Below are 23305 nucleotides of genomic sequence, written 5' to 3' on the forward strand. Positions count from 1 at the left end.
CGCCCGTGACGACCGCCGGTCACGCCAGGGCTGGCTCCGCGCCGACGGCGCCCGCGGCCTCGATGGCCTGGGGGGCGACCACGGCGCTGTTCTCCACCGCGATCACCGCGTCGAACGGCGCGATCCCGTCGGGTACCCCCGATTCGGGCAGGCAGACGATGAAGCCGCGCCCGGCCCGGGCCTGCCGGAGCCGGGCGAGGCGCTCGCGCACGCCCTCGACCTTGCGCTCGTCGGGCGCCACCGCGACCACCAGGATGTCGGGCTCGCGGGCGAGGCAGCGCCCCAGCTCGATCGCGACGCGCTCCCGGGCGTTGATCGCCCCGTCGGCCAGCGCGCCGGTGCTCGGCTGGATCTCGACCTTGCTGTCCAGGCCGAGCCCGTAGACCGAGGCTTCGAGGCCCTCGTCGGCGAGCACGCGCTGCACCAGTGCCCGCACCCGGGGCTCCGCGTTGGCCTCGCCGAGGCTGATCCGGCCGAACAGCAGGTTCTCCTCCAGGCTGGCGGCCGGATTGACCCGGCCGGGATCGTGGAACTCGACGGCGCCGGCGAGGTGGGGCGGCAGCATCCGGGCGAAGGAGCGGCGCGCCTGAACCAGCCGCTGCTCGAACGCGGCGTCGATCAGCCCGAAGCGGTGGCGGGATTCGCTGTAGCGCAACGCTAGGCCGATCAGCCGGGTGCGGTCGCGCTGGCCGGCCGACCCGCGGCGCAGGCTCGCGGCATTGGGCAGGCGGACCACCAGATCTTCGAAGTAGCCACGCTCCGAGGCCTGGAACAGCGAATAGTTGTCGAAGAGCGAATGGTCGTTGGGCAGGTCCGCGAAGATTTCCACCGTGCTGCGCGCCACCGACAGGCCGATCTCGGTGAGCGGCCGCACCAGCTCCTCGGCCTCCAGCACCGCCCTCAGGTACGGGTGGCGGGCGAACCGCAGGGGCGCGAAGGCCCCGCCGACCGGCTCGCCGAACAGGATGTTCTCGCCGATGCTCGCCTGATGGTTGTAGCGGGCCGGGTCGAAAGGCTCGACCAGGCGCTCGGCCCCCTTGGCGGCGAGGGCCGCCCGCATGGTCCGGCGGGCCGTGACGATCGCCGCCGCGAGCCGGGGCTGGCTCGCCGGGTCGAGGCGGCCGGTCAGGCCGCGGGCGTAGACGAAGCCGTCGAGCCCGGCGAGCCGGCTGATCCCGATCAGCCCGATGTCGTCGGGGGCGTTCGCCGGCTCGGTGCCGTAGAGCAGGTTCTGCCGGAGCGAGCCCTCGATCAGGATCGCCTCCCCGGCCGCGAAGGCGATGCGGCGGGCGCGCTCCGCGGCATCGAAGCCGCGCAGGTCGGAGCCCGCGTAGGTGACCGCGCCCGCCGTCGGCTCGATCTGGCCGGCCAGCACGGCCGCCAGCACCCGGGCGCCGCTGCCCCGGCTGCCGGTGATCGCCACGTGGCCCGGCATGGTGACGGCGACGTCCACGCCGGTCAGGCGCTCGCCGGTCGCCGCGTCGAAGGCGCCGACGCCCTGGGTCGCCAGGATTCCGGACCGGGGCAGCGGCTGCGGTGCGAGCCCCGGCCTGGGCGCCCGGGCCTGCCGCCCCTCGAGCAGGGCTATGATGCGGGCGAGGTCGCGGAAGCGCGGCCGGACGGATTTGCGCACCGTCCAGAGCCGGGCGCAGATGCCGGCGAGCCAGCCGGCGAGGCCGAACGCCCCGGTGGCCGCGAGCAGGGCGGCCGGATCGACCGGCGGCGCCGGGGGGCCGCCGGTCTCTGCGGAGCGCCACAGGGCGGTGCCGATGGCGATGGCGGGGAGGATCACCGCCAGGGCCAGCGCCGGGGCCCGCGCGTAGGCCAGCCGTGCCTCGGCCCGGGCCACCTTGGCGCGCGTCGCCGCGACCCGGGCCGCGATGCGTGTCCGTTCGAGGGCGGCGGCTCCGTGGACGCGAACGGCCGGCAGCCGTCGGACCAGGTCGTTCAGGTTCGTCTCGGCCCGGGCGCTGGAACGCAGGCGCAGGTCCTGCCGGTCCCGGGCGCGTTCCAGGACCAGCCCGTAGGCGAGCCCGATCGCCGCCAGGCCGACCGCCGCGGCCGGGATCAGGCGTGGGGCCGCGAGCGCCGCGAAGCCGAGCGCCAGGAGCAGCGCGGCGAGCGTCATCGCCGGCAGGACGATGCCGGCGGCGAGCAGCCGGTCGCCCCGGCCCAGCACCTCGCCGACCAGGCGGGCCAGGCTGCGGGCCTCGTCGCGGGCTCCGGCCGGCGCGTCGAGGATCGCCTGCAGGACGCTCTCCCGGACCGCGTCCGCGGCCCGGTTCTGAGCCTTGAAGCACAGGCGCGCCACGATCCAGCCGATTCCGGCCAGGGCCAGCGCGCAGGCGGCGATGCACAGGAAGGCGGCGAGCTCCAGCTCCGCCGGGCGCATCGGGACACCGTGCGTCAGCACGACGTCGCGGCCGGGCAGCGACAGGGCGAGCCGCAGGAACGGCAGCGTCGGCGCCTCGTCGCGCGGCAGCACCGCGACGAGATCGCGCAGACACAGCAGGGCGAGCGCGCAGAGCGGGGCGCCGACCCCGACAGCGAGGCCGGCCGCAATGGTGTGCAGGCGCCGCGCCGCGCGCCAGGTCAGGACGATGGGGTCGGAATCCATAGGGGTCCGAGGCAGGTCCGGGGTGGGGCGGCGACGGGATCGGGCCGCCGCGCCCGACAGGTCAGGCAGCGCATAGGCCTTCGCGCCGCCGGCGGGAAGTGTCGCGGGCTCGGCACGAGAGGCGCCCGGCATGGTGATCCATGTTCTAGCCCCCGTCTGGAAAAGCTCTAGGTTCCTGGGTGAGGGCCGGCCGCTTTGGTCGCATTGCGCGGGCGGACCGGTGCACCGCACACTTCAACCTGGGATCAACGGTGGGGCGACGCTTGCGGCGAGGGGGTGAGCAGATCGAGCCCGGCGACCGAACCCGCCTGCCCGGCGGGTTTTGCGGCTCGTTGCGCGGGCGCATCTGCCTCCTGCGCGGGAGCGCCTGCCTCCTACGCGGGAGCGCCTGCCTCCTACGCGGGAGCGCCTGCCTCCTACGCGGGAGCGCCTGCCTCCTGCGCGGGGCCGCCTGATGGCGCAGCTTTTCACCCCCGGCGCGGACGCGACCTACCGGCTCGCCCTGATGACCGGTGTGGCCTGCCTGGTCGGCCTGCCCGTGTTGGCGGCCGGGATCGTGCGCTCGAACTACGTTACTGGCGTCGGCATCGCGCCGGCCCAGCCCCTGCCGTTCAGCCACAAGCACCATTCCGGCGAGCTCGGCATCCAATGCCGGTATTGCCACACCACCGTCGACAAGGAGGCCACCGCCGGCATCCCGCCGACCCATACCTGCATGACCTGCCACTCGCAGATCTGGACCGGGTCGACGATGCTCAAGCCGGTGCGCGACAGCTACGCGCAGGACAAGCCGCTGGAATGGGTGCGGCTGAACAAGCTGCCGCAATACGTTTACTACAACCACTCGGTGCATGTGACGAAGGGCATCGGCTGCTCGACCTGCCACGGCGACGTGACGTCGATGCAGATGACCTATCGGGCGAACGCCTTCGAGATGCAGTTCTGCCTCGATTGCCACCGGGCGCCGGAGAAGTACGTGCGCACGCCCGATCAGGTCTGGAACATGACCTGGAAGCCGCCGGCCGACCAGGCGACGCTGGGTCCGAAGCTGGTGGCCGAATACCATATCCGCGGCGGTGCGCGGCTCACCGAGTGCGGGATCTGCCACCGATGACGCACACTTCCGACATCGCGGCGTTGCGCGCCAAGCTCGCCGGCGGCGACGGCCCCCGCTTCTGGCGCAGCCTCGACGCCGTCGCCGACAGCCCGGAATTCCGCGACTACCTCGCGGCCGAGTTCCCCTCGGCGGCCCGCCTCGCCGCCGCCCCGGAGCGGCGCGGATTCCTCAAGCTGATGGCGGCGTCCTTCGCGCTCGGCGGCCTCACGGCCTGCGGCGCGGAGGGCGGGCGCGATTACGAGGTGCCCTACGTCAACCAGCCCGAGCGGATCGTGCCGGGCACGAACCTGTCCTACGCCTCCTCGGCCGTGTTCGACGGGTTCGGCAACGGGATCCTGGTCACCACCCGCAACGGTCGGCCGCTGAAGATCGAGGGCAATCCCGATCACCCCTGGAGCCGCGGCGGCACCGACGTGCTGGCCCAGGCCTCGGTGCTCGGCCTCTACGACCCGTTCCGCTCGCAGGCGGTTCAGCACCTCGGCAAGCCGAGTTCCTGGGCGGCGTTCCGGACGGCCCTGCAGACGCAGATTCCGGCCTGGCGCGAGGCCGGGGGTGCGGGGGTGGCGCTGCTGACCGGACCGGTGACGTCGCCCACCGTCGCGGCGCAGATCGCCCGGATGCGGGCCGCCTACCCGGCGCTGCGCTGGTATGTCGGCGCGGGCACCGGCCGCGACGCGATCTACGAGGGCGCCCGCCTGGCCTATGGCCGGCCGCTGGAGACGCAGCCCGATTTCGGCCGGGCGCGCACGATCGTGTCCCTGGACGGCGACTTCCTCGACCTCGGCCCCGGCCAAGTCGGCCTGTCGGGGCGCTGGAGCGCGGCCCGTCGCGCCGCTTACGCCGAGGGCCGCCTGTTGAGCCTCCACGCCGCGGCCCCGACCCCGACCCTCACCAGCGCCAAGGCGGATCACGGCGTCCCCGTCTCGGCCGGACGCCTCGAAGCCCTGGCGCGGGATTTTTTGGCGGTGACTTCAGGCGCCGCGGCGCCGGCCGGCGACGATCCGGTCTCCCGCTGGACGCGCCGCGCCGCCAAGGCCCTCACCGAGGCGCGCGGCGCCGGCATCGTCACGGCCGGGCTGACGGCGAGCCCGGACCTGCACGCACTGGTCCACCGCCTCAACGGCGCGCTCGGCAATACCGGGGCGACCCTGCGGCACACGATGCCCGTGGCCGAACAGGGCTCCGGGACGCTGGCGGACCTGGCGGAGGAGATGGAGCGCGGTGCCGTCAAGGTCCTGATCGTGCTCGGCGGCAACCCGGTCTACGACGCCCCGGGCGCCCTCGACTTCGCCGCCCGGATGGAGCGCGTGCCGCTCAAGATCCATGCCGGGCTCTACTACGAAGAGACCGGCGCGCATGCCGACTGGCACCTGCCCGCCGCCCATCCGCTGGAGAGCTGGGGCGACGTCCGGTCCCTCAACGGCACGGTCGGGCTGATCCAGCCCACGGTGGCGCCGCTCTACAACGGCCGCACCCTCCAGGACATGCTGGCCTTCCTCACCGACGGACGCGGCGGTGAGGAAGGCGCCGACGCGCTCGCCCTGCTCAAGGCGCGTTGGCGGACCGAGGGCGAGGACGCGGCGGCGTTCGAGGCGCGCTTCTCCGATGCCCTGCGCCGGGGGTTCTGGCCGGACAGCGCGGTTGCGACCGAGGAGGTCGCGCTCACGCAGGAGGCCGGCGGCGCCGAACCCTCTACCGGGCCCTCTGCACAGCCCTTTGCCCAGCCCCCCGCCCGATCCTCCGCCGAGGCCGGGATCGAGGTGGTGTTCCGCCCGGACCCCACGGTCTGGGACGGTACCCATGCCGACCTCGCCTGGCTGCAGGAACTGCCGAAGCCGCTCACCAAGGTGGTCTGGGAGAACGTGGTCGCGCTCAGCCCGCATCTGGCCGAGCGGGAGGGTGTCGCGACCGGCGACATCGTGCGGGTCGAGGCGGAGGGGCGCGCCGTCGAGGGCGCCGCCTGGATCCTGCCGGGCCAGGCCGCCGACACCGTGACGCTGAGCCTCGGCTACGGCCGCAGCGTGCCCGACCACCTGTCCAGCGGCCTCGGCTACGACGCCGCCACCCTGCGCCCGGCCGGGACGCCGTGGCGGCTCTCCGGCGCGCGGCTGACGAAGACCGGACGGCGCCGCATGCCGGCGACCACCCAGCATCTCGGCACGATGGAGGGGCAGGACATCGTCCGCGTCCAGGCCGTCGGTTCCGCGCCGGTGGGCGATCCCAAGGGCGCGCCGGCGCCGGCCTCGTTCTACCCGCCGCCGGAGAGCCAGGACCGCTGGGTCGCGGCGCAATGGGGCATGGCGATCGACCTCGACGCCTGCATCGGCTGCAACGCCTGCGTCACCGCCTGCCAGTCGGAGAACAACATACCGGTGGTCGGGCGCGCCGAGGTCGAGCTCGGCCGCTGGATGGGCTGGCTGCGGGTCGACCGCTACTACGCGGGCGGGCTGGACGCGCCGACGACGCATTTCCAGCCGGTGCCGTGCATGCATTGCGAGCAGGCGCCCTGCGAGGTCGGTTGCCCCGTGGAGGCGACCCTGCACGACAGCGAGGGCCTGAACCTGCAGGTCTACAACCGCTGCGTGGGCACCCGGACCTGCCAGAGCTACTGCCCGTACAAGGTCCGCCGCTTCAACTACCTGGACTACACCGGCGGCATGACCCCGGTGCAGCAGCAGCAGCGCAACCCCGAGGTCACGGTCCGGGCCCGCGGCGTCATGGAGAAGTGCACCTACTGCATCCAGCGCATCACGGCGGCCCGGATCACCTCGGCCAAGGACGCCCACGCGCCGATCCCGGACGGCGCCGTCGAGACCGCCTGCCAGGGGGCCTGCCCGACCCGGGCGATCACCTTCGGCAACGTCGCCGACCCGGGAAGCCAGGTCTCGGCCGCCCGCACGGACACGCGGGAATACGCGCTGCTCGGCCACCTCAACACGCGCCCGCGCACCACCTACCTGGCGGGGCTCGCCCCCGCCGCCGATCCGGCCGGACGGGAGGGCTGAGCATGTCCGGCGCGCTCGCAGGCGGTTCGCTGATCCGGCCGGAGGAAACCCTCCAGGGCATCGGCGGCGCGGTCACCGCGATCCCGCTGACGCATCCACGCAACCGGCGCTGGTGGATCGCCTTCGCGGGGGCTGCGGCGCTGCTCGGCGTGTTCGGCTTGACCCTCGGCTACCTGCTCTACGCGGGGCCTGGGATCTGGGCCAACAACAACGCCGTCGTCTGGGCGCTGGACATCGCCAGCTACGATTGGTGGATCGGCGTCGCCTCCGGCAGCCTGCTGGTCTCGGCGGTGCTGCTGCTGCTCGGGGCCGAGTGGCGCGGGGCGGTGAACCGCATCGCCGAGACCCTTGCGCTGCTCGCCACCGCGGCGGCCGGCCTCTATCCGATCATCCATCTCGGTCGGCCGTGGTTCTTCTTCTGGAACCTGCCCTACCCCAACACCTACAACCTGTGGCCGCAGTTCCGCTCGCCGCTGCTGTGGGACGCGATCGACATCGTGGCCTTCCTGGTGATCTGCGTCAGCCTCTGGTTCATCGGCCTGCTGCCCGACCTCGCCACCCTGCGCGACCGCGCCTTCGGGGAAGCGATGCGCCAGGCCGACGCGAAGGCGCCGACCCGCCGGCTCGCCCTGCTGCGCGCCCAGGTCTACGGCATCGTCGCCTCGGGCTGGCGCGGGTCCGCCGCCCATTGGCAGATCTGGGTTCAGGCCTACCGGACGGTGGCGCTGCTCGGCGTGCTGCTGGTGGTCTCGGTCCAGACCGGCGCCTCGGTGATGCTGGCCGGCTCGCTGATGCCGGGCTGGCACAGCACGCTGCTGCCGGTGAGCTTCCTGGTGAACGCGGTCTATTCCGGCGTCGGCATGACGGCGGCGATCGTGGTGCTGATCCGCGTCGTCTACGGCCTCGACGCCCTGGTGAGCGTGCGCCACCTCGACGTGCTCGGCCGCCTGCTGCTCGGCCTCGGCTGCGCCAGCGCCTATTGCTACGCGGCCGAGTATTTCGACACGTTCCTCAACGGCGACCCGGAGGCGCGGGCGGTGCTGGCGCGGCGCATGACCGGCGACCACGCGCTGGTCTCCTGGATGGCGATCCTCCTGTTGGTCCTGCCCGCTCAGGTGCTGTGGTCGGCCCGGGCCCGCACGGCGCCGCTCGCGCTCGCCGCGGTCGGGCTCCTGGTGGCGGCCGGCGCCTACGCCGACCACGTCATGGTGCTGGTCGTCACCCTGACCCAGGACTTCCTGCCGTCCTCGCGGCTGCCCTACGGGGTGGATCCCTGGGGCGTGGCCACCTTCGCGGGCTCGCTCGGCCTGTTCCTGACCCTGCTGCTGCTGTTCCTGCGCTACCTGCCGGCGGTCTCGATCATCGAGAGCCGCCGCCTCGCCCTGGCGCGCGCCCCGGGCACCCAGGCCGCCGCCCGGGAGGCCGTCTCGCACGCCGCCCCCCGCCCGGAGGAGGATCCGGGGCCGGCGCCGCTCTGGGGCGTGTCCGCCACCTTCGCCAGCCAGGCCGACCTCGCCGCCGCGCTCCAGGCCGTGTCCGGGATCAGCCCCCCGGACCAGGTCCATCTCGACGGGCACGGGCCGGTGCCGATGCCGCGGACCCTGCGGTCCCTCGGCCTGGAGGGGCGCTCGATCCTGCCCTACGCGCTCGCCGGTGCGCTGCTCGGCGGCGCGGGCTTCTACGCGATGTGCATCTACGCCACGGCCTACGACTACGTGTTCCTGATCGGCGGGCGTCCGCGCCTGTCCTGGCCGTCCTTCGTGGTGCCGAGCATCTCCTTCGCGATGATGACCGGCTGCATCGCGATCCACCTCGCGTTGCTGGTGCTCAACCGCTTGCCGCGGCTGAACCACCCGGCCTTCAACATCCCGGGCTTCCTGCGCGCCTCGGACGACCGCTTCTTCCTCTCCGCGGAGGCGCGCGACGACCGCTTCGACGCAGGCCGGTTCGAGCGCCGGCTCGCGGGCCTGGCGGCCGAGGCCGGGCGCCCCCTCGAGATCCGCAGGATCCCGCGATGAGGCGCGCTGCCAGCTTCCTCCTGGTCGCGGCTTTGCCGGGTCTCTCGGCTTGCGGCGAGGCCAACATGGACGACCAGGCCCGGGCCAAGACCTGGGACCGCAACCCGTTCTTCCCCCGCCAGATCACCATGCGCCAGCCGGTGCCCGGGACCGTGCCGCGGGTCGATCCGGCCCGCGAGGCGCCGCAGCCGCAGACGATCAGCCGGGACCTGATCGACCGGGGCCGGGAGCGCTACGGGGTGTTCTGCACGCCCTGCCACGGCCAGGATGGGCGCGGCGGGGGCATGATCGTGGCCCGCGGCTTCCCGCCCGCCGGCGACCTCACCGCCGAGCCGCTCCGCCGGGCCCCGGCCGCCGAGATCTACGGCGTCATCGGCAACGGCCGGCGCGCGATGTTCGGCATGGCCCAGATGATCCCCTCGGCCGACCGCTGGGCGATCGTCGCGTATGTCCGGGCGCTCCAGCTCAGCCAGGACGCCGTGGTGGCGGGCCTGCCCCCGGACGACCGGGCCCGCCTGGAGGCGACCCGATGAGCCGGCCCGTGCTGATCGGCCTCCTCGGGCTCGGCCTGCTCGCCGCCTGCTGGCTCGCGGGCGGCTGGCGCGGCGCGGCGTCCTCCTACCTGGCGGCCTGGCTCGTCCTGCTGGCGCTGCCGGTCGGCGCCCTGCCGGTGACGATCGTGGCCGAACGCTTCGGCAAGCGCGTGCGCGAGCGCGGCGGGATCGAGATGCTGGCGGGCCTGCGCCGGCTCATGGCGCTGATGCCGGTGGCCGCGCTGCTGGGGCTGCCCCTGCTCGCCGCGGTGCCGGTGCTCTACCCGTGGGTCGGGGCGGCGCCCCGCACACCGCTGGCGGCTTTCTGGTTCATCACGCCGTTCTTCGTGGCCCGGGTGATCGCGTATCTCGCCGCCTGGACCTGGCTGTCGATCCGGTTCGCGCGGCCCTTCGACGAGCCGGGCGAGGGCCGCACCGTGCCGGCGGTGGGCCTCCACGCGGTGGTCGGCACGCTGTTCACCACCGACGTGATCGCCTTCCTCGACCCGAGGCTCGACTCGACCCTGCTCGGCCTGTTGGTGATGACCGCCTGGAGCGGGCTGGCCTTCGCGGCCGCGATCCTGCTCGCCTGGGAGGAGCCGGAGCCGGTGGGCCGCGGGCGGACGGCGCCCGGGCGCGGCCGGCTGGTTCCCCTGGTGGTCCTGCTCGGGCTCTGGGCGTTCATGCACTTCGTGCAGTTCCTGATCGTCTGGTCCGCCAACCTGCCCCCGGAGGTGGCCTGGTACTTCGCCCGGGGCGGCAGCCTCGGGCGCGGGCTGTCGATCGGCGCCGGGGCCGTGGTGGTGCTGGCCGGGCTCGCGACCCTGCGGCCGGGCCGTCCGACCACGCGGGTCCTGGCCGGCGCGGCGCTCGCGGTGCATGCCCTCGAGATGTTCTGGCTGGTCACCCCGGCCCTGCGCGACCGGTTCGTGCTCCGCCCGGTCGACGGGTTCGCGGCCCTGGCGGTGGCCTGCCTTGCCGCCGCGCTCCATCCGCTGTTGCGCGCGGCGCCGGGCGCCCTGCGCGCCGGGAGGTCGGCATGAGCGCGCGTCCCGGTCCCGGCCTGATCCCGGCGATCCTGGCCGGCTTGACCCTGCGCGGCAGCGGCCTGCTCGGTGGTCGCTCGGGTCGCGCCGCCGCGCCGGGCACGCCGGCCAACGCCCCGCGCGACCCCGACGATCCCGGCTATGAGACCCGGGACGTCAAGGTCCGCAACACCACGCTGGTGATGGCGGGCCTGGCGCTCTCCGTCCTGACGGTGATCGGCACGATGGTCTGGATGAGCGCCGCGTTCAGCGCGAGCCAGCGCCGGGCCCTGCCGCCCCTGACGCCGCAGCAGACCGCGACGCTGACGCCGCCGCCCCCGAACCTCCAGGCGGATCCCTACGCCGACCTCGACCGCCAGCGGGCCGCGACCGGGGCGCGGCTCTCCGGCTACGGCTACAGCGATCCGGCCCGCACCCACGCCCGCATCCCGGTCGATCGGGCGATGGACCTCGTCGTCGGCCGCTCCCTCGACGCGCCGGAACGGTAGGCAGGATGACGCCGAACCACGCAGCCCTGGAGCTTTGGCCCGCCGCGGTCTCGGGCACCGCGACCGAGACGGACCTGCTCATCCTGGCCTTCACGGTCCTGACCCTGCTGCTGACCGTGCCGGTCTTCGTGGCGATCACCTATTTCGCCCTGCGCTACCGCGAGGGTTCGGAGGCGGATCGCAGCCCCTCCGGCATCCGCTCCAACCTCATCGAGATCAGCTGGATGCTGATCCCGTTCCTGCTGACGCTGATCTTCTTCGTCTGGGGCGCCCGGGTGTTCATCGCCTCCAAGAACGCCCCGCCGGACGCCATGGTGATCGAGGCGATCGGCCGGCAATGGATGTGGAAGTTCCAGCATCCCACCGGTCAGGCCGAGATCAACGACCTGCACGTGCCGATCGGCCAGCCGATCCGCCTGCGCATCATCAGCCAGGACGTGATTCACGCCCTCTACCTGCCGGCCCTGCGCCTGCAGGTGGCGGCGCTCCCCGACCGCTACACCGATCTGTGGTTCAAGGCCGACAAGATCGGCACCTACCACCTCTATTGCTCGGAATATTGCGGCACCGACCATTCGGTGATGGGCGGCGAGATCAGCTTCATGAATCCCGGCGACTACCAGGACTGGCTGACCCATTCCGGCGCGCAGCAGGGCAAGGTCGCGGCCGGCCGCACCCTCTACGAGGCCTATGGCTGCGCCGGCTGCCACGATCCCGGCTCCTCCGTGAAGGCCCCGAGCCTGGCCGGCCTCTACGGCAGCCCGGTGAAGCTCGCCGACGGCCGCACGGTGACGGCCGACGACGCCTGGCTGCGCGAGAAGATCCTGAACCCGAACGGCGACCGCCTCGCCGAGGGCTACAAGCAGGTGATGCCGAGCTTCGCCGGTCGGATCCCGGAGGGCGAACTCGGGACGATCATCGATTTCCTCAAATCCTACACGGCGCCGGCCTCCGGCAAGGCCGCGCAGGCCACTCCATGACGGCCAATCCATGACGGCGACGAGGGCGACACCATGAGCGCATCGGGCAGCGTCGGCGGCACGGCCCGCCGCGAGCCGCACGCGCCGGAGGCCACCCTCGGGCGCAAGGCCGACTACCTTCACGCAGATTCGACCCTGCGCTCGTGGTTCCTCACCACCGACCACAAGCGCATCGCGATCCTGTACCTGGCCTCGATCACCGGCTTCTTCGTGATCGGGGCGGTCGCGGCCGGCGTGGTCCGGCTGGCGCTGATCGTGCCCAACGGCGCGATCATGACCAACGACACCTACAACAAGGCTTTCACCATCCACGGCGTGGTGATGGTGTGGTTCTTCCTGATCCCGTCGATCCCGGCGACCTTCGGCAACTTCCTGATCCCCCTCATGATCGGGGCGAAGGACCTGGCGTTCCCAAAGCTCAACCTGACGAGCTGGTACGTGTTCATGGCCGGGGCGTTCTTCACCCTGGTCTCGCTGGTGCTCGGCGGGGTCGACACCGGCTGGACCTTCTACGCGCCGCTCTCCACCGCCTTCTCGAACACCTGGGTCCTGCCGGCCCTGATCGGCGTCACCATCGTGGGCTTCTCGTCGATCCTGACGGGGCTCAACTTCGTGGTCACCATCCACACCATGCGGGCACCCGGCATGACGTGGTTCAAGCTGCCGATCTTCGTCTGGGCGCACTACGCCACCAGCCTGATCTTTCTGCTCGCCACGCCGGTGATCACGACCGCGCTGATCCTGCTGATCATGGAGCGGGGCTTCCACATCGGCGTGTTCGACCCGGCCTATGGCGGCGACCCGGTGCTGTTCCAGCACCTGTTCTGGTTCTACTCGCACCCGGCCGTGTACATCATGGTCTTGCCCGGCATGGGGGTGATCTCGGAGATCGTCCCGGCCTTCGCGCAGAAGAAGCTGTTCGGCTACCGGTTCGTCGCCTACGCGTCGATCGGGCTGGCCTCGGTGACCTTCTTCGTCTGGGGCCACCACATGTTCGTCAACGGCCAGAGCGACTTGGCCTCGCTGGTGTTCTCGGCCCTGTCGTTCGCGGTGGCGGTGCCGTCGGCCGTCAAGGTCTACAACTGGACCGCGACGATCCATAAGGGGAGATTACGGCTCGATACGCCGATGCTCTACGCGATGGGCTATATCGGGCTGTTCGTGCTCGGCGGCCTCACCGGGCTCTACCTCGCGACGCTCGCCATCAACCAGCACATCCACGCGACCTACTTCGTGGTCGCCCACTTCCACTACATCATGGTCGGTGGCACGGTGCTGGCGTTCCTGGGTGGCCTGCACTTCTGGTGGCCGAAATTCACCGGGCGGATGTACAGCGAGCCCTGGGGCCGGGTCTCGGCGATGCTGATCTTCATCGGCTTCAACGTGACCTTCTTCCCGCAGTTCATCCTCGGCTATCTCGGGATGCCCCGGCGGTACGCGACCTATCCGGTCGAGTTCCAGCTCCTCAACGTGCTGTCCTCGGCCGGCGCCACGATCCTGGCCGCCGGCTACATCTTCCCGATGCTCTATCTGGTCTATTCCCTGTGGTTCGGCCGCAAGGCACCCGCCAACCCCTGGAACGCCAAGGGGCTCGAATGGGAGACCGGCTCGCCGCCGCCGAAGCACAACTTCCTCTCGCCGCCGGCGGTGCCGCGCATCCCCTACGATTACCCGATCCAGGCCCAGGAAGCCCAGGACCAGCACGGATGAGCAAAGGGCTGGCAGACGGCGTCGGGGTCGCCCGCGCCGGGCATTTCGAGACGGTGGCCCAGCAGCGCGCCGCCGCGACGCTGGGCATCTGGGCCTGGCTGATCACCGAACTGCTGCTGTTCTCGGCCCTGTTTCTGGTGGCGCTGATCGTCCGGATCCAGCACCCGGAGGCGACCGTCGCGGCGGCCAAGCACCTCAAGTTCTGGATCGGCGCCACCAACACCGTGGTGCTGATTTGCTCCAGCTTGACCATGTCGATGGCGATCGAGTTCTCGCGGATCGGCTGGCAGCGCGCCATGGTCCGGGCGATGCTGGCCACCGCGGCGCTGGGCGGCCTGTTCCTGGTGCTCAAGGGCTACGAGTATTACGCGGACTGGGACGAGCACATGATGCCGTTCCTGGGCAGCCGGCCCTTCGCGCTGGCCGAGACACCGCCCGCGCGGCTGTTCGTGAACCTGTATTACGTCGCCACGATCCTGCACGCGGTGCACCTGTTCACCGGCATCGCGCTCCTGCTCGGCATGACTTGGATGGCCGCGAAGGCCGGCTTCCTGTCCCGGCACCAGAACTGGATCGAGGTCTACGGCCTGTACTGGCACTTCATCGATCTGGTCTGGATCCTGGCCTTCCCGATCCTCTACGTGGTCAACCGGTAGGATGCGCAATCCCCTCGCTGCCTTGAGCGCCGACGACCGCGCCCTGCTCCGGCGCCGGCTGCGAACGCCGGTGCTGACCTTCCTGGCGCTGCTGGCGCTGCTGGCCGTCAACGTCACCCTGGGCGCCACCCTGCCCTTCGCCCAGGTCTGGATCGTCGAGCTCCTGGTCGTCGCCGTGATGGTGGCGCTGATCCTTCTGGTCTCCATGGAGGTGATCCACGAGCCGCCGCTGATCCGGCTGTTCTCGGGGATCGGCTTCTTCTGGGTCGCCATCATGTTCGGCATGACGCTGACGGATTACCTGGCGCGGTGACGCCCATGAATTCCGTCGTCCGGGCGTCAGGTGGCGCCAACACAGTGTCGTGATCCGGTCCGATGCACCGAGCCGGCTTCCACTTCGGCGCCACGCACTCTAAACGTCGCCCCGTCCCCGCTCGGCTCCGGCTTTATCCTGATGTGCGAATTGCTCGGCATGAGCGCCAACGTGCCGACCGACATCCGCTTCTCGTTCGCCGGGTTGGCCAGGCGTGGCGGCGAAACCGGCCCGCATGCCGACGGCTGGGGCATTAGCTTCTACGACGGGCGGACCTGCCGCAGCTTTCACGAGCCGGAGCCGAGCTCGCGCTCGCAGCTGGCCCGGCTGCTGCGCGACATGCCGATCAAGAGCCGCATCGTCGTCGCCCACGTGCGCAAGGCCAATCGCGGCCGGGTCAGCCTGGAGAACACCCATCCGTTCGCCCGGGAATTGTGGGGCCGCCGGTGGACCTTCGCGCATAACGGCCAGCTCAAGGGCGTGAAGCGTCTGCCGCTCGGCGGGTTCATGCCGATCGGCTCGACGGACAGCGAGCACGCCTTCTGCTGGATGCTCGGCCGCCTCCAGACCCGGTTCCAGGCCCTGCCCCGTCCCGCCACCCTGGACCGCGCCGTCGCAGACCTCGCGGGCGACCTGCACGCCATGGGCGTGTTCAACATGCTGCTGACCGACAGCCGCACCCTCTACGCCCATTGCGGCAAGCGCCTGTGCTACCTCACCCGCCGCGCCCCGTTCGGCACCGCCACCCTGATCGACGAGGATTGGCAGGTGAATTTCGCGCAGGAGACCTCGGAAAGCGACGTGGTCACGGTCGTCGCCACCCAGGCGCTCACCCGCGACGAGCGCTGGACCGACCTCGCCCGCGGCGACGTCCTGACCCTGCGGGACGGGGCGATCCGCCTGTTGAGGCCGGCCGGAGCGTCTTAAGTCCTACTTGAGCGAGGGTGCATGCCGCCCCCCGATGCGCTAGAACGACCGTAACAGGAGCGCATCGGCCGGGCTTCAGGGGAGTTCGGCCGGCAAGCGATCCGCCTCGACCGTCCCGGACCGCAGGTCGAGCCACGATAAGCTGACGAGCGCGATACGCATGACCCGCGACGACACCGACACCGCCCTGTCCCACGAGGACGGGCTTCGGGATGCGCTTCGGGATGGCCGCCCGAATCTCGCCCCGAACATCCGCACACATCTCGGCGAGCACCTGCGCACGGTCTACGAGCGGATCGGCGAGGAGGTGCTGCCCTCTCGCTTTGCCGACCTGATCGAGAAGCTGGAAGAGGCTCTGCGCGCCCGCGGCGAGGCGATCGAGCCGGAGTTCCGCAACGGCCTGCTCGCGGCCGTCCCGTCCTTGCGCGCCTTCGCGCTGTCGCTGACCTCGAACCCCGCCCGCTCCGACGACCTCGTCCAGGACACCCTGCTCAAGGGCTGGCAGCACCGCGCCCGGTTCCAGCCGGGGACCAACCTCAACGCGTGGTTGTTCACGATCCTGCGCAACATCTTCTACTCCGATCATCGCAAGCGGGTCCGCGAGGTCGAGGACCAGGACGGCTCCTACGCGGCGCGGTTGGCCACGGCCCCGCACCAGGGCGACCGGCTCGATGTCGAGGACCTGCAATCGGCCCTGGCCAAGCTGCCGCCGGACCAGCGCGAGGCGCTGGTGCTGGTGGGTGCCGAGGGCGTCTCCTACGAGGAGGCCGCCACGATCATGGGCTGCAAGGTCGGCACCGTGAAGAGCCGGGTCAGCCGCGCCCGCGGCCGCCTGGCGGAGCTGCTGGGCTACGACGAGGAGGATCTCGGCTCCGATCGGTTCATCCAGTCGGCGATGCCCAAGGACGCGTAGGGCAAGAACACGTAAGGATCGCGCCGGGCGGTCCGTCCCCGCCCCGAAAAAAGATGCATCCGAATCCGAGGATCGGACGTTACCGGCCCGAGCTTCGTCGCCTCGCTGCGGCGGAACGCCACGGAACGGAGATGTCCCGCATGACCTTCAAGACCCTTATCGCAGCCTCGGCTCTGGCTCTGTCGCTGCCCCTCGCCGCCCAGGCCCAGGGCACCATCCCGGGTGCCGAGCGTGGCGCTGCCGCCGGCAACGACGCGGCCGGCCCGATCGGCGGGATCGTCGGCGGTGCCGTCGGTGCGGCCACCGGCACGGTGGGCGGCATCCTCGGCGTCGACATGGCGCCGCGCTTCCGCAGCTACGTCCGCGAGCGCAACGTCCGCTCGTACGATTACGACGGCCGCGTCGCCGTCGGCTCGACCCTGCCGTCCTCCGGCGTCACCTACTACGACGTCCCGAACGAGTACCGCGTGCAGCCGGGCTACCGCTACACCGTCGTGAACGACCGTCCGGTGCTGGTCGATCGCGGCCACCGGATCGTCGAGGTCATCGACTGATCGCACGGGCCGGTCCCGCGCCGGCCCCTCGGGCCCCGGAGCGACCCGCTCCGGGGCCCGTCCTCGATCCGCAGGACGACGGAGGCGCAACGGTTCTCCGGCGAAGTCGTTGATCCGCCACGTGAACCATGAGGCGACCATGAGCCAGGATCCGAGCGACCCCGGCGCGACACTGCCGGAACCGGTGCGCGATCACCTCGGCCAGCAATTGCGCGGCGTCCTGCCGGTCGGGACCGACAAGCCCCGCTTCCTCGGGGACGATCCGGTGCCGGACGCGTTCGAGCCACAAATCCGCCGGCTCGAGACCCGGCTGAAGACCCATGAGGAGGGCACGGAGGCGGTTGGCCAGGCCCTCGATCAGATCCTCGATGCCCTCGGCGTGAAGCCGGACGGCGCCGACAAGCCTCAGGTTTAAACGCCAAGTCCCGGGTTTGAAACGCGATGCCGTGTCAGACCCGCGGCTTCTCGGCCAGCAGATCGCGGATCTCCGACAGGAGCTTCACGTCCGCCGGGACTTCGGCCACCGCCTCGGGCTTCTTGGCCTCGGCGTTCTGCAGCTTGTTCATGGCCCGGATCACCAGGAACAGCACAAAGGCCACGATCATGAAGTTGATGGTCAGCGTTAGGAACTGGCCGTAACCCAAGACGGCGCCTTGCTTCTTGGCGTCCACATAGGGCAGCCCGGCCTGCACCTTCGACGAGAGCGGGATGTAGTAGTTCGAGAAATCGAGCCCGCCCGTGATCGCCCCGATCGCCGGCATGAACAGGTCCTGCACGGCGGAATTGACGATCGCCCCGAAGGCCGCGCCGATGATCACGCCGACCGCGAGATCGACGACGTTCCCGCGCAGGGCGAACTTCTTGAATTCCTCGAGCATGCACAGTCCCCCGCCGATCCCGGGGGCAGACTACGGAAGATCGGTCGGAAAGCCAGCGCGGCGCCCGCCTATCCCCCGCTGATCGTCGGCGCTGCCGGCTCGTCGACCGCGGTGGCCGCCTCGGCCTTGGCGCGACGGCGGTATTGCGCGGCGACCACCGGGATGGTCAGCAGGTAGCCGCCGCTCACCGCCACCAGCGCCTCGAACGGATAGCTGATCAGGATGCCGAACGCGGCGACGCCGAGCAGGAAGATGGGCAGGACGAGGCTGCGCGGCACCCGCTTGCCCATGGTCTTCCCCGAGAAGGTCGGGACCGTGGACACGACCAGCAACGCGATGGCGAGCACGTAGATCAGGATCGCCGAGGCGATCCAGCCCTCGGCGCTGAAGCCGAGGAAGTGCAGGTAGAGCGGCAGCATCGCGGTCAGCGCGCCCGCAGGGGCCGGCATGCCGACGAAGAAGTCCTTCTTCCATTCCGGCCGGTTCGGATCGTCCAGCATGGCGTTGAAGCGCGCGAGCCGCAGGGCCATGGCGATGGCGAAGATCAGCGCTACGATCCAGCCGGCGGATTTGAGGTGGAACAGCGCGAACCCGTAGAGGATCAGCGCCGGTGCGCAGCCGAAATTCACGAAGTCGGCCAGCGAATCGAGCTCGGCCCCGAAGCGCGAGGTGCCCTTGAGCAGCCGCGCCACCCGCCCGTCGATGCCGTCGAGCACGCCGGCCGCCACCACGGCGATGACGGCGGGCTCGAACTTGCCCTCGAAGGCCAGCCGGATCGCGGTCAGCCCGAGGCAGAGCGCCATCAGGGTGATCATGTTGGGCGCGATCATCCGGAACGGCACCGGCTTGAACCGGCGCGGGCGCGGCTCGTTCGGATCCGGCGCGAAGGGCGGGAACAGGTCGTCCATGGCCGTCTAGATCCGCTTGAACTGCCGTCCGGGGCCGCCGCCGAGGTCGGCCAGCACCGTCTCGCCGGCCACGGCCTTCTGGCCGAGTCCGACCAGCACGGTGGCGCCCGCCGGCAGGTAGACATCCACCCGGGAGCCGAACCGGATCAGGCCGAACCGCTCGCCCACCGACAGCACGTCGCCGGCCGAGACGAACCCGACGATCCGCCGCGCCACCAGGCCGGCGATCTGGACCACGCCGACGCGCTTCGCCTGCCCGGCATGGCTGGTCTCGATGACCATCCCGTTGCGCTCGTTGTCGTCGCTGGCCTTGTCGAGCTCGGCGTTGAGGAACAGGCCGGGCGTATAGTGGATCTGGCCGATTCGCCCTGAGACGGGCACCCGGTTCACGTGGCAGTCGAACACGTTCATGAACACCGAGACCCGCAAGGTGGGCACCTGCGGCAGGTCGAGCTCGGGCGGCGGCAGCACGGTGGCGATCAGGTTGACGCGCCCGTCCGCAGGCGAGACCACGAGCCCGTCTTCCACCGGGGTGATCCGCTCCGGATCACGGAAGAAGTAGCAGACCCAGAGGGTGAGGATCAGGAAGATCCAGCCGAAGAACTGCGAGAAATAGCCGGCCAGCACCGTGAGCACGATGCCGATCAGGATGAAGGGATAGCCCTCCTTGTGGATCGGCACGAGCGTCCGACGGATCGTCTCGATCAGGTCTGTCATCGTGTTCCGGACTCAACGGCGCCGCGGGCGGGCGGACATGTCGGACGCGCGGATGGCAGCCCGCCGGGCCGGCGTCAACGTGTCGGGGCGTTCCGTCTCTCTATCAGACATGCGTCATCGTCCCCACCCGCCCGCGGCGGCCAGGCATGGTCCAGCAAACCCGACCCAGGGGATGCGGGACGCCGCGAAGACCCTGGCGTCGACCATAGCTGCACGGCATCCACGATTGCGCCCTCTGCCGACACCTCTGATACAGTTCTCCCCTGATGGGCAGGCTGCGCACGCGACGACGGCGTGAGCCGAGCGCGGCCGCCCAGGATAGTGCCGCCGGTCCGGTCCGCGGCCGCAATGGAGGAAGCCGCCCGGTGCAGAAGCTCGCCATCCTCGGCCTCGGCGCCATGGGCCACCCGATCGCCCGCAACCTCGCGGCCAAGCGCCTGTCCGATTCCGAGACCGTCGTGGCGGTGGATTCCGACCCGGCGCGCCTGGCCGGGCTCGACGCGCCGGGCCTCGTCGCGACGGCGGATCGTGCGGCGGTCGACGGCGCCGCGGTGCTGTTCCTGTGCCTGCCGAACGGCGACGTGGTCGAGGCGGCCCTGTTCGGCGCGGATCGCCTGGTCGAGCGGCTGGCGCCGGGGGCGATCGTGGTGGATCTCAGCACCATCGCGCACGCCAAGGCGCTCGCGATCGGGCGCGCCGTGGCCGCGACCGGGCGGTGTTTCGTCGATGCCCCGGTCTCGGGCGCGCCGGCGGGCGCCGAGGCCGGGACGCTCACGGTGATGTGCGGCGGCGACCCGGAGCGCGTGGCAGCGGTCCGGCCGCTGCTGGAGCGGATCGGCACCAGCGTCCTGCATATGGGGCCGGCGGGATCCGGCCAGCTCACCAAGACGATCAACAACGTGCTCTACGACATCAACATCGCGGCGCTGGCCGAGGTGTTGCCGATGGCGGTGGCCATGGGGCTCGACCCGGAGCAGATCGCCCAGGTGGTCACCACCGGCACGAGCCGGAGCTACGCGGCGCACTATTTCGTGCCGCGCATCCTCCAGGGCCGCTTCGACGAGGGCTACCCGATGGGCGCGGCCTACAAGGACCTCGTCGCGGCCGCAGCGATCTCGGCCGAGGGCGGCTATCCCATGCCGGTCACGGCCGCCGCCACGGCGACCTACCAGACTGCGCTACGCCAGGGCCACGGCGACCGCGACAAGGGCGCGATGGTGCTGCCGTTCGAAGCCTTGCTGGGGGTGAAGGTCCGCTCCGGCGGTTGAGCCCCTGCCCTCGCGGCTGCGCTCCGTGAAAGGCTTCAATCCACCGCCGGCGCGTGCAGCTCCGCGTCGGTGAACCGAGCCTGCTCCTCCATCACCAGCTGGCCCAGCTCGCGCTTGATCGCGTTGAAGTCGGCGCTCGCCGGGTCACGGGGCCGGGGGATCGGCACGGTGACGTCGCGCTTGATGCGCCCGGGCCGGTAGGTCATCACGAGGATCCGGTCGGCCAGGTAGATGGCCTCCTCAATCGAGTGGGTCACGAACACGATCGTCTTGCGGGAATCGGCCCAGATCCGGAGCAGTTCGTCCTGCAGCGTGCGGCGCGTCAGGGCGTCGAGCGCCCCGAACGGCTCGTCCATGAGCATCACCGGCGGGTCGAGGGCGAGGATGCGGGCGATGGCCACGCGCTGGCGCATCCCGCCCGACAGGTCCTTCGGGTAGCGGGTGCGGAAGTCCGACAGGCCGAGCGTCGCGGTGATGCGGTCGACCGTCTCGGCGGCCTGGGCGCGCGGCACGCCCTTGATATCGAGGCCGAAGCGGACGTTGTCCTCGACGCTCATCCACGGGAACAGGGCGTATTCTTGGAACACCATGCCCCGGTCCGGGCCGGGATCGACCACCGGCTTGCCGCCTACCGTGATCGTGCCCGAGGTGAGCGGGCTGAAGCCGGCCATCGCGTTGAGCAGGGTGGACTTGCCGCAGCCCGAGGGCCCGAGCAAACACAGGAACTGGCCCTCCGGCACCGTCGCCGAGATGTCCTGAAGGGCGGCGACGCCCGAAGCGCCGCTGCCGAACACCTTGACGGCGTTCGCGACCACGATCTCTGCCGACATCGTCCGGGTTACCGCTCCAGGCCGCGATGCCAGCGCAGCAGGTGATCGTTGAGGCGGCTCATCGCCCCGTCGATGATCAGGCCGAGGATGCCGATCGTCAGCATGCCGCCGATGATCTTGTCCGACCACATGTATTCCCGGGCCTCGAGGATCCGGTAGCCGAGCCCGTCCGAGACCGCGATCATCTCGGCGACGATCACCACGATGAAGGCGGTGCCGATGCCGATGCGCATGCCGGCGAGCACGAACGGGCTCGCGGCCGGCAGGATCACCCGGCGGAACATCGTCCAGGAGCCGGCGCCGAGGTTGCGGGCGGCGCGGATGTAGATCGAATCGACCTGGCGCACCCCCGCGATGGTGTTCACCAGGACCGGGAAGAAGGTCCCGAGCGCGATTAGGAACAGGGCCGGCGGGTTGCCGAGCCCGAACCACACGATGGCGAGCGGGATGTAGGCGATCGGCGGGATCGGGCGCAGCACCTGGAGCAGCGGGTTGAACAGGGCGTAGAGCCCGTCGTTGGTGCCGAGCACCAGGCCGACCGGGACGGCGAGCCCGGCCCCGATCAGGAAGCCGGAGACCACCCGGGACAGGCTCGACGCCGCGTCGTGCGGCATCTCGCCGGAGAACAGCCAGGACAGATAACTCTCCTGGCCCGGATCGTACGGCAGGGCCGGCAGCAGGCCGGACCACCATTTCACCGCCACCGCGCTCGGCGGCGGCAGCACCACGGCCGAGACGAGCCCGGTGCGGCTCGCCAGCTCCCACAGGATCAGCAGCGCGACCGGAACCAGGACGCCGCGAAGGTCGCGCAGGGCCATCGGATCACTCGACCTTCAGGTCGGCCTTGGCCTTGTCGAGCAGATCGAGCTTGACCCACTCGGCATCGCTCTTGGGCGGGTTCTGCATCTTACCCAGCCCGTACTTGACCATGTAGTCGGTGGTGACCTGCATGTGCCCCGCCGGCATGGCGTAGGTGTAGCTCGCGTTGGCCATGCCATCGCGAAAATCCTGGCTCGTGAGCTGACCCTTGAACACCTGCTCGCGGACGTATTTCTCGGCGAGCGCCGGGTCGTCGATGAAGGCCTTGGTGGCGGCCACGAACAGGCGCAGCACCTTGGCGGCCACCTCCGGCCGCTCGGTGTACATCTTCTCGGTCATCACCAGGGGCCGCACCGGCTTGCCGATCGGCGTGTCGTAGGGCTTGACCAGCTCGACGCCCCAGCCGGCGCTGATCGCCTGGGTCGATTGCGGCTCCGACTGGCAGATCACGTCGACGTATTTCTGCCCCAGGGCCTGGTTCAGGTCGGCGTAGTTGTTGAAGTAGGTCAGCTGGACGTCCTTGCCCGGGCGCTCGGACCAGGTCAGCCCGTGCTTGTCGAGCTCGGCCAGGAGCATCAAGTCCTGCGTGCCGCCGCGCACCGTCGCGACCTTGAGGCCCTTCAGGTCGGCCGCGCTCTTGGCCGGCAGGTCCGGCCGCTTGAGGATGCGCACGCCGCCGTCGGCGAAGCCCGCGACCACCACCAGCTTCACGCCGTTGCCGCGGGCGGCCACCGCGCCGTCGCCCCCGGAGGCCGCGATGTCGATCTGGTCCACGGCCATCGCCGGGTAGATGTCGGCGCCCTTGGCGAACTGGCGCTCGTCGATCTTCAGGCCGTATTTCGGCGCGATCTCCTTCATATAGGAGATGGCGCCGTAATGGGCGAATTTCAGGTTGCCGAGTCGGACGACATCCTCCGCCCGGACAGTGCCGCCGAGGGCGACCAGCATGGCGCCGGCCGCGATCAGGCCCTTCAACATCGATGTCTCCCCCGACCGGACGGCATGAGC

At 71.0% G+C, this 23305-nt stretch carries 22 protein-coding genes; 15 read left to right on the top strand and 7 right to left on the bottom strand.

Translation table 11 applies throughout. The features are described 5' to 3' along the window. Positions 1-19: 19 nt before the first annotated feature. On the bottom strand, positions 20-2617 hold the full coding sequence (locus AC0IY0_RS14915; protein ID WP_471764292.1) for an ABC transporter ATP-binding protein: 2598 nt from the start codon (positions 2615-2617) through the stop codon (positions 20-22). 454 nt (positions 2618-3071) lie between these two features. Here AC0IY0_RS14915 and AC0IY0_RS14920 point away from each other — a divergent pair, with 454 nt between their 5' ends. The 14 genes from AC0IY0_RS14920 (at position 3072) to AC0IY0_RS14985 (ending at position 17292) form a co-directional block, all read left to right on the top strand. After that, entirely contained in the window at positions 3072-3731 is a 660-nt protein-coding gene (locus AC0IY0_RS14920; protein ID WP_147908315.1) for a cytochrome c3 family protein, read from the top strand. Then, positions 3728-6739 carry a TAT-variant-translocated molybdopterin oxidoreductase gene (locus AC0IY0_RS14925; RefSeq protein WP_471764294.1) on the top strand — a complete coding sequence of 1004 codons (3012 nt, stop codon included), beginning with the start codon at positions 3728-3730 and terminating at the stop codon, positions 6737-6739. Before AC0IY0_RS14920 ends, AC0IY0_RS14925 begins: the two co-directional genes overlap by 4 nt. A 2-nt stretch (positions 6740-6741) precedes the next feature. Then, on the top strand, positions 6742-8757 hold the full coding sequence (locus tag AC0IY0_RS14930) for a DUF3341 domain-containing protein (RefSeq protein ID WP_147908317.1): 2016 nt from the start codon (positions 6742-6744) through the stop codon (positions 8755-8757). Then, positions 8754-9290 (top strand): c-type cytochrome, encoded by a 537-nt coding sequence (locus tag AC0IY0_RS14935; RefSeq protein ID WP_147908318.1) that lies wholly within the window; start codon positions 8754-8756, stop codon positions 9288-9290. The genes AC0IY0_RS14930 and AC0IY0_RS14935 overlap by 4 nt, the downstream gene beginning before the upstream one ends. Beyond that, positions 9287-10333 carry a hypothetical protein gene (locus AC0IY0_RS14940; protein ID WP_471764295.1) on the top strand — a complete coding sequence of 349 codons (1047 nt, stop codon included), beginning with the start codon at positions 9287-9289 and terminating at the stop codon, positions 10331-10333. Before AC0IY0_RS14935 ends, AC0IY0_RS14940 begins: the two co-directional genes overlap by 4 nt. After that, on the top strand, positions 10330-10824 hold the full coding sequence (locus AC0IY0_RS14945) for a hypothetical protein (RefSeq protein WP_147908320.1): 495 nt from the start codon (positions 10330-10332) through the stop codon (positions 10822-10824). The genes AC0IY0_RS14940 and AC0IY0_RS14945 overlap by 4 nt, the downstream gene beginning before the upstream one ends. Before the next feature lie 5 nt (positions 10825-10829). Continuing rightward, the gene (coxB, locus tag AC0IY0_RS14950; RefSeq protein ID WP_147908321.1) at positions 10830-11804 is read left to right on the top strand and encodes a cytochrome c oxidase subunit II; all 975 of its coding nucleotides are present in this window, start codon (positions 10830-10832) and stop codon (positions 11802-11804) included. Between the two features lie 33 nt (positions 11805-11837). After that, the gene (locus AC0IY0_RS14955) at positions 11838-13514 is read left to right on the top strand and encodes a cytochrome c oxidase subunit I (protein ID WP_471764296.1); all 1677 of its coding nucleotides are present in this window, start codon (positions 11838-11840) and stop codon (positions 13512-13514) included. Beyond that, a complete protein-coding gene (locus AC0IY0_RS14960; RefSeq protein WP_419829709.1) occupies positions 13511-14170 on the top strand; it encodes a cytochrome c oxidase subunit 3 in 660 nt (219 codons plus the stop codon). Before AC0IY0_RS14955 ends, AC0IY0_RS14960 begins: the two co-directional genes overlap by 4 nt. 1 nt (position 14171) lies before the next feature. Beyond that, the gene (locus AC0IY0_RS14965; protein WP_147908324.1) at positions 14172-14483 is read left to right on the top strand and encodes an oxidase; all 312 of its coding nucleotides are present in this window, start codon (positions 14172-14174) and stop codon (positions 14481-14483) included. A 141-nt stretch (positions 14484-14624) separates the two neighbouring features. Next, positions 14625-15410 carry a class II glutamine amidotransferase gene (locus AC0IY0_RS14970; RefSeq protein WP_147908325.1) on the top strand — a complete coding sequence of 262 codons (786 nt, stop codon included), beginning with the start codon at positions 14625-14627 and terminating at the stop codon, positions 15408-15410. A 160-nt stretch (positions 15411-15570) separates the two neighbouring features. Continuing rightward, positions 15571-16323 carry a NepR family anti-sigma factor gene (locus AC0IY0_RS14975; RefSeq protein ID WP_147855899.1) on the top strand — a complete coding sequence of 251 codons (753 nt, stop codon included), beginning with the start codon at positions 15571-15573 and terminating at the stop codon, positions 16321-16323. Positions 16324-16463: 140 nt separating this feature from the next. Beyond that, complete coding sequence (locus AC0IY0_RS14980) at positions 16464-16877, top strand: DUF1236 domain-containing protein (protein WP_147897179.1); 414 nt, start codon at positions 16464-16466, stop codon at positions 16875-16877. Between the two features lie 139 nt (positions 16878-17016). Then, the gene (locus AC0IY0_RS14985) at positions 17017-17292 is read left to right on the top strand and encodes a hypothetical protein (protein WP_147908326.1); all 276 of its coding nucleotides are present in this window, start codon (positions 17017-17019) and stop codon (positions 17290-17292) included. Positions 17293-17326: 34 nt separating this feature from the next. Here AC0IY0_RS14985 and mscL read toward each other — a convergent pair whose 3' ends face one another. From mscL to AC0IY0_RS15000, 3 genes are all read right to left on the bottom strand, one after another. Beyond that, on the bottom strand, positions 17327-17755 hold the full coding sequence (mscL, locus tag AC0IY0_RS14990; protein WP_147938962.1) for a large conductance mechanosensitive channel protein MscL: 429 nt from the start codon (positions 17753-17755) through the stop codon (positions 17327-17329). Positions 17756-17823: 68 nt separating this feature from the next. Further along, positions 17824-18663, bottom strand: coding sequence for a CDP-alcohol phosphatidyltransferase family protein (locus tag AC0IY0_RS14995; protein WP_147908328.1), 840 nt, complete (start codon positions 18661-18663; stop codon positions 17824-17826). A gap of 6 nt (positions 18664-18669) precedes the next feature. Further along, positions 18670-19380: a phosphatidylserine decarboxylase gene (locus AC0IY0_RS15000; protein ID WP_147857019.1), complete on the bottom strand. Its 711-nt coding sequence runs from the start codon at positions 19378-19380 to the stop codon at positions 18670-18672. A 365-nt stretch (positions 19381-19745) separates the two neighbouring features. On the opposite strand from AC0IY0_RS15000, the gene AC0IY0_RS15005 reads away from it, so the two are divergent. Next, a complete protein-coding gene (locus AC0IY0_RS15005; protein ID WP_471764299.1) occupies positions 19746-20648 on the top strand; it encodes an NAD(P)-dependent oxidoreductase in 903 nt (300 codons plus the stop codon). Between the two features lie 35 nt (positions 20649-20683). Here the strand turns inward: AC0IY0_RS15005 and AC0IY0_RS15010 are convergent, their stop codons facing one another. Genes AC0IY0_RS15010 through AC0IY0_RS15020 form a run of 3 tightly spaced genes read right to left on the bottom strand, consistent with a single transcriptional unit; the run spans position 20684 to position 23275 of the window. After that, complete coding sequence (locus AC0IY0_RS15010) at positions 20684-21478, bottom strand: ABC transporter ATP-binding protein (RefSeq protein WP_147908330.1); 795 nt, start codon at positions 21476-21478, stop codon at positions 20684-20686. A gap of 8 nt (positions 21479-21486) precedes the next feature. After that, positions 21487-22296 (bottom strand): ABC transporter permease, encoded by an 810-nt coding sequence (locus AC0IY0_RS15015; RefSeq protein WP_147908331.1) that lies wholly within the window; start codon positions 22294-22296, stop codon positions 21487-21489. A gap of 4 nt (positions 22297-22300) precedes the next feature. After that, entirely contained in the window at positions 22301-23275 is a 975-nt protein-coding gene (locus AC0IY0_RS15020; RefSeq protein WP_147897185.1) for an ABC transporter substrate-binding protein, read from the bottom strand. Between the last annotated feature and the right edge of the window lie 30 nt (positions 23276-23305).

Source organism: Methylobacterium sp. AC315 (assembly GCF_979253755.1).

Bases quoted from the DNA above. Each gene is read 5' to 3' on its own strand.
- AC0IY0_RS14925 (WP_471764294.1), top strand. From the start codon at position 3,728: ATGACGCACACTTCCGACATCGCGGCGTTGCGCGCCAAGCTCGCCGGC.
- AC0IY0_RS14975 (WP_147855899.1), top strand. From the start codon at position 15,571: ATGACCCGCGACGACACCGACACCGCCCTGTCCCACGAGGACGGGCTT.
- AC0IY0_RS14960 (WP_419829709.1), top strand. From the start codon at position 13,511: ATGAGCAAAGGGCTGGCAGACGGCGTCGGGGTCGCCCGCGCCGGGCAT.
- AC0IY0_RS14985 (WP_147908326.1), top strand. From the start codon at position 17,017: ATGAGCCAGGATCCGAGCGACCCCGGCGCGACACTGCCGGAACCGGTG.
- AC0IY0_RS15015 (WP_147908331.1), bottom strand. From the start codon at position 22,296: ATGGCCCTGCGCGACCTTCGCGGCGTCCTGGTTCCGGTCGCGCTGCTG.
- AC0IY0_RS14915 (WP_471764292.1), bottom strand. From the start codon at position 2,617: ATGGATTCCGACCCCATCGTCCTGACCTGGCGCGCGGCGCGGCGCCTG.
- AC0IY0_RS15000 (WP_147857019.1), bottom strand. From the start codon at position 19,380: ATGACAGACCTGATCGAGACGATCCGTCGGACGCTCGTGCCGATCCAC.
- AC0IY0_RS14935 (WP_147908318.1), top strand. From the start codon at position 8,754: ATGAGGCGCGCTGCCAGCTTCCTCCTGGTCGCGGCTTTGCCGGGTCTC.
- AC0IY0_RS14920 (WP_147908315.1), top strand. From the start codon at position 3,072: ATGGCGCAGCTTTTCACCCCCGGCGCGGACGCGACCTACCGGCTCGCC.
- AC0IY0_RS15010 (WP_147908330.1), bottom strand. From the start codon at position 21,478: ATGTCGGCAGAGATCGTGGTCGCGAACGCCGTCAAGGTGTTCGGCAGC.
- AC0IY0_RS14945 (WP_147908320.1), top strand. From the start codon at position 10,330: ATGAGCGCGCGTCCCGGTCCCGGCCTGATCCCGGCGATCCTGGCCGGC.
- mscL (WP_147938962.1), bottom strand. From the start codon at position 17,755: ATGCTCGAGGAATTCAAGAAGTTCGCCCTGCGCGGGAACGTCGTCGAT.
- AC0IY0_RS14965 (WP_147908324.1), top strand. From the start codon at position 14,172: ATGCGCAATCCCCTCGCTGCCTTGAGCGCCGACGACCGCGCCCTGCTC.
- AC0IY0_RS14940 (WP_471764295.1), top strand. From the start codon at position 9,287: ATGAGCCGGCCCGTGCTGATCGGCCTCCTCGGGCTCGGCCTGCTCGCC.
- AC0IY0_RS14980 (WP_147897179.1), top strand. From the start codon at position 16,464: ATGACCTTCAAGACCCTTATCGCAGCCTCGGCTCTGGCTCTGTCGCTG.
- AC0IY0_RS14955 (WP_471764296.1), top strand. From the start codon at position 11,838: ATGAGCGCATCGGGCAGCGTCGGCGGCACGGCCCGCCGCGAGCCGCAC.
- AC0IY0_RS14930 (WP_147908317.1), top strand. From the start codon at position 6,742: ATGTCCGGCGCGCTCGCAGGCGGTTCGCTGATCCGGCCGGAGGAAACC.
- AC0IY0_RS15020 (WP_147897185.1), bottom strand. From the start codon at position 23,275: ATGTTGAAGGGCCTGATCGCGGCCGGCGCCATGCTGGTCGCCCTCGGC.
- AC0IY0_RS14970 (WP_147908325.1), top strand. From the start codon at position 14,625: ATGTGCGAATTGCTCGGCATGAGCGCCAACGTGCCGACCGACATCCGC.
- coxB (WP_147908321.1), top strand. From the start codon at position 10,830: ATGACGCCGAACCACGCAGCCCTGGAGCTTTGGCCCGCCGCGGTCTCG.
- AC0IY0_RS14995 (WP_147908328.1), bottom strand. From the start codon at position 18,663: ATGGACGACCTGTTCCCGCCCTTCGCGCCGGATCCGAACGAGCCGCGC.